Here is a 1,981-nt window from a genome sequence, read left to right as displayed (position 1 = left end):
CAACGAGCGCGGCGTGCCCTCAACCTCGGGGAAGAAGTGGGCGGCCAACGCGTTCCGTGATCTCGTGCTGCGACCCCGGAACGCGGGGCTCATCTCCACCGGTCAGCGCAGCCACGGGAACTTCAAGGTTCACGGCAAGGCGGTGTGGGAGCCGATCGTGTCGGAGGACGCGTGGCGCGCGGTGGACGACAAGCTCACCGATCCCGCGCGACGGACCAACCACGGCACGTCCTCGCTGGTGTGGCTCGGCTCGGGGGTATACCGGTGCGGAGTGATCGACCCGAAGACCGGGAAGGCGTGCGGCGCACCGCTCCGGGTGGCGAAGCGCGGAGGCACAGCCACGCAGCCCGAGCCCGAGCGATGGTTCTACCGCTGTCCCGCCGAGGCGCACCTGGCGATAGCGCAGCCGAAGCTCGACAAGTACGTTCGTGAGGTCGTGGCCCAGTACGTGCGCGACCCGAGGATCGTGGCCGCGCTGACGCCGAAGGGCGTGGACCTCGCGCCCGATCGTGAAGCGCTCGCGGTCCTCGACCAGCGCCTGAAGCGCACCGAGCGCGACTACGACGACGACCTGATCGACGGCCAGCGCTACAAGCTGAAGAAGGCGAAGATCGAGGCCGAGCGCGCCGTCGTCGCCCAGCGCATGGCGCGTGCCACGGAGCGCTCGACGTCCTCGTCGGTACTGAATGCCGCCGACCCCGGCCAGGCGTTCCTGGACGCTCCCAAGGACGTGCAGCGCGCGCTGATCGCGTCGGTCGTGAGCGTGTCGGTCGTGCAGAGCCGCCCCGAGTCGCGCGGCAAGCGACTCACGGATGCGCTGCTCAAGGAGCGGGTGCAGATCGCGCCCGCTGAGCCCGCCTGAGCCACCCGCTGAGCGCCCCGCGAGGGCACTCCACGCAAGGAGCGCAAAGCGCGCACCTGGTAGAATGGAACGTGGCTCAGCCACACATGTAACCGCCCGAGGGTCGTCGTCTGGATCGCTCGGGAGCACGGTCTCGTTGCTACCGGGAGCACCCGGACGAAGCGCGAGCAGACGAACTGAGACGCAGGACACAGGCTCCTGCGGAGTGCATCACAAAGGCATGACCGGCGAGGGACCCCTCGGGAGAAGTCGGAAGCGCTGCACTCCGCGAGGAGCCTTTCGTGTCCGCACCCAACCCCAACCCGCCCGCGCCTCACGTGCCCAACCCGTCGAGACTGGCGACGAAGGCGCAGACGCAGCGCTACTTCCTCGTAAGCCGCCGCACCGTCGAGAACTGGTGGCATCGCCGGCTGATCGACGGCTACCACGTGCCCGGCCTATCGGGCCTGTTCTTCGACCTCGACCAGATCGAAGCGGCCCTGGCCACCCACGGCCCGACAGTGATGCGCGACGGTCGCGGCCTGAACCGGCGCGGGACCGTCGTCAATCTCCCGGTCGTGGCCGCTGAGACGTTCGCCACCGCCGCGACGATCGCGGAGATGGACCGGTGAGCGCGCCCGCGCCCGAGTCCTACACGCCGCCCCTCGGTCTCCCTCCCCTGACCGACGAGCAGGTGCAGCGCGTCGCCGCGCTGCTCAGCACGGCCCAGGCCGCCCCAACCACACCCGCCCGCACCTGCGAGCGCTGCGGCGGGCCGCGTCCTCGGGAGAACAAGCGGTTCTGCTCGGATGCCTGCTACTGCGGCGCTCGGGTCAGGACCGCGCCCCTCGACCCCGAAGAGGCCGCGATCCGGGCCGGGATGAGTACCGGCCAGGTCATGCGGCGCGCGCTCGCGCAGCGGAGGGCGTGGGACGCCGAGCACGCGACCGCGTCGGAGGCGAGCGCATGACGTCTCAGGACGTCGAACCGCAGTCGTTCCTGCCGACCAACCTGCGTTGGGACTGGTACCTGCCTGACCCGGAGACCGTCGCCCTGCGGGGCACCGAGGAGGGCGCTCAGATCGACCTCGCGCACTTCCTCGCCAGCTGGGAGATGGATCTGGCCCGCATGAACAAGCCG

Annotated in this window: 3 protein-coding genes; all 3 read left to right on the top strand. The window is 70.2% G+C overall.

The genetic code is table 11. From position 1 onward, the window contains the following. Window positions 1-862: recombinase family protein (locus AC1DVT_RS19890; protein WP_477391085.1), on the top strand; the 862-nt coding region annotated here is incomplete at its 5' end. 281 nt (window positions 863-1,143) lie between these two features. Beyond that, the gene (locus tag AC1DVT_RS19885; protein WP_477391084.1) at window positions 1,144-1,473 is read left to right on the top strand and encodes a hypothetical protein; all 330 of its coding nucleotides are present in this window, start codon (window positions 1,144-1,146) and stop codon (window positions 1,471-1,473) included. After that, the gene (locus AC1DVT_RS19880; RefSeq protein WP_477391083.1) at window positions 1,470-1,811 is read left to right on the top strand and encodes a hypothetical protein; all 342 of its coding nucleotides are present in this window, start codon (window positions 1,470-1,472) and stop codon (window positions 1,809-1,811) included. Before AC1DVT_RS19885 ends, AC1DVT_RS19880 begins: the two co-directional genes overlap by 4 nt. Window positions 1,812-1,981: the final 170 nt, after the last annotated feature.

It is taken from the genome of Microbacterium sp. P2_F9 (assembly GCF_056403635.1).
This window is presented reverse-complemented; position numbering and strand designations above follow the sequence as displayed.